Here is a 2,547-nt window from a genome sequence, read left to right on the forward strand (position 1 = left end):
ACCACACCTGTACTATTAGTGATAGCGCGAGGCGTACCTAAGTGGTCGGTAACGATATAGTAAGTCTGGTTGTCCTGAACAAAACTGCTGGGTACATGACCGTCCGCGTATTCAAAACGTTGCTTCAGATTATCACTGCCATCGTAAGTGGCTAGCAGCAGGGTTTTATTCAGCCATAGGTACTTTTCGGTGATAACGCCATCCACTCGCTTCGCCACACGATTGCCAAAAGCATTATGCAAATAGCTAATCATTTGGCTGGGTGTTTCTACCTCTAGTAATCGACCCTGTGAACTGTACTGATAGCTTGTCGTGCCGTTCGTGTTTATCTTTTTACTTAGCTGACTATCTGCATCGTATTCATAACTGGTATCACCGCTACCTTGTAGCTGATCCCCTACGTTATAAACAGACCCTTGGTTTGAAATACCGCGTTGCGTGCTACTGTGTGTGGTGCGGTTTCCATTCGCATCGTAACTATACTGCTCAACCGTCGTACCGTTCAAAGCAACATTAACGAGCTGACGCTTATCGTCATAAGTGTAGTCATACTCATTGAAATTGCCATCATCCAATACTGCAGAGAGACATTATGGCCAATTTCACTTGACCACTATAACGTTCTTATTTATTTGGCCAAACGACAATATCCACAATATCAAAACTACTAAGTGGGTGATATTGATGCTGTGCAGATCTATATTCTATAGAGAAAAATATCCCCCTAACTATCCAAAACTGAATATTAATTTCACCCTTTGCATGAGTTACTCTAGCTGTTGCCAAAAGTACCTCTTCATCTTTATTAGCAAACGTTTTCTTTTGCAGCTTACCACTGATATTTTTCCCAAAACGAAAGGTATGAAAGTTTGTGAAACCATACGCCCCTTGAATACCGAGATGACGAAACAACCTTCTAACCACAGTAAATCTGCCAATCTGGTGACACAAAATTTCCCTCTCCTCTACACTCAAACGATCTTGCAAACAATCAAGCAAGGTTTGCTCAAACGGGTATATCACAAAAAAACCAAAAAAGTTTTTTATTCTGTCAAAGTTAGAGGGCTTTTCTAGTTGATACTTTTTTTTAATTTGCATTGTTCAATCCATAAGAACCCGCTCCATATACAGCCCCACCGACGGTATAAGGAACACGATTTATAATTTGTCGTGCCTTACCAAATAATGGATTTGCCTCAAGATGCGCCCTGCTCACACCAAACTGTGCACGAGCATCCATTCTAGTATGCAGCCCAGGTGGGACATGATCTCCATTCAATCTGTTGCCCGTTTTATTTAACCACTTCGCTACTTTGGAGTTACTTTTTTTCAAGGTTGAACTAGGAATAAGTGAGTGAGAAAAATTTTGCCAGTTTATCCCACTACTAGCCTTTGCAACTGACTTTAAACCACCCAAATAACCTGTAGCAATGCTACCTGCGACGCCAGCAACCTCACCGGCTCCATAAGCTGAAGAACAAGTGTTTACTGAGCCTATATCTAGAGCTTCTCTAACCCTACGTCCAATACCAAAGGTTAAAACATCTCCAAACCCAGCCGCAAAATCAACTAAGCCCTGTGGAAGACTAGGCAACAAACCATCCTGATCCACAAAGTTAATCGGATCATTCAGTACATAGCCATAAAGATTACTATCACCACCCGCAAAACCAATCGGATCTCTTGCAGTCCAACGACCAGTCTCAGGGTCATAGTCTCGATAGCCAAAGCGAACTAGCCCTGTATCAACATCTTGAAGACCACCTGCAAAACCAAATGGAATGGTCAGTGTTGGATTGGTATCTGACAGCACATTACCAAAACTATCGTATGTCATACGCTTAACCACCACACCTGTACTATTAGTGATAGCGCGAGGCGTACCTAAGTGGTCGGTAACGATATAGTAAGTCTGGTTGTCCTGAACAAAACTGCTGGGTACATGACCGTCCGCGTATTCAAAACGCTGCTTCAGATTATCACTGCCATCGTAAGTGGCTAGCAGCAGGGTTTTATTCAACCATAGGTACTTTTCAGTGATGACGCCATCCACTCGCTTCGCCACACGATTACCGAACGCGTTATGCAAATAGCTAATCATTTGGCTGGGGGTTTCTACCTGTAGTAATCGACCCTGCGAACTGTACTGATAGCTTGTGGTGCCGTTCGTGTTTATCTTTTTACTTAGCTGACCATCTGCATCGTATTCATAACTGGTATCACCGCTACCTTGTAGCTGATCCCCTACGTTATAAACAGACCCTTGGTTTGAAATACCGCGTTGCGTGCTGCTGTGTGTGGTGCGGTTTCCATTCGCATCGTAACTATACTGCTCAACCGTCGTACCGTTCAAAGCAACATTAACGAGCTGACGCTTATCGTCATAAGTGTAGTCATACTCATTGAAATTGCCATCATCCAATACTGCAGAGAGACATTATGGCCAATTTCACTTGCCCACTATATGTTGCTGTTCGCGTTAACAAGCCTCCGCTATAGGTATTACTAATCAAGTCACCCGAAGGCAGTCTGATTTGCGTCAATCTG

General features: G+C 43.2%; 3 protein-coding genes. All 3 read right to left on the reverse strand.

Annotated elements, in window-relative coordinates; genetic code table 11:
- Positions 1–575, reverse strand: a 575-nt coding sequence (locus DKT75_RS08180) for a hypothetical protein (RefSeq protein WP_425451398.1), incomplete at its 3' end; no start/stop codon positions are given.
- A gap of 49 nt (positions 576–624) precedes the next feature.
- Positions 625–1,098, reverse strand: coding sequence for a hypothetical protein (locus tag DKT75_RS08185; protein WP_109822939.1), 474 nt, complete (start codon positions 1,096–1,098; stop codon positions 625–627).
- Positions 1,088–2,422, reverse strand: coding sequence for an RHS repeat domain-containing protein (locus tag DKT75_RS08190; RefSeq protein WP_109822940.1), 1,335 nt, complete (start codon positions 2,420–2,422; stop codon positions 1,088–1,090). The genes DKT75_RS08185 and DKT75_RS08190 overlap by 11 nt, the downstream gene beginning before the upstream one ends.
- Between the last annotated feature and the right edge of the window lie 125 nt (positions 2,423–2,547).

This window comes from Leucothrix arctica (genome assembly GCF_003172895.1).
Taxonomy (GTDB): Bacteria; Pseudomonadota; Gammaproteobacteria; order Thiotrichales; family Thiotrichaceae; genus Leucothrix; species Leucothrix arctica.

Coding starts and splice junctions, on each gene's coding strand:
- DKT75_RS08185 (WP_109822939.1), bottom strand. CDS start 1,098: ATGCAAATTAAAAAAAAGTATCAACTAGAAAAGCCCTCTAACTTTGAC.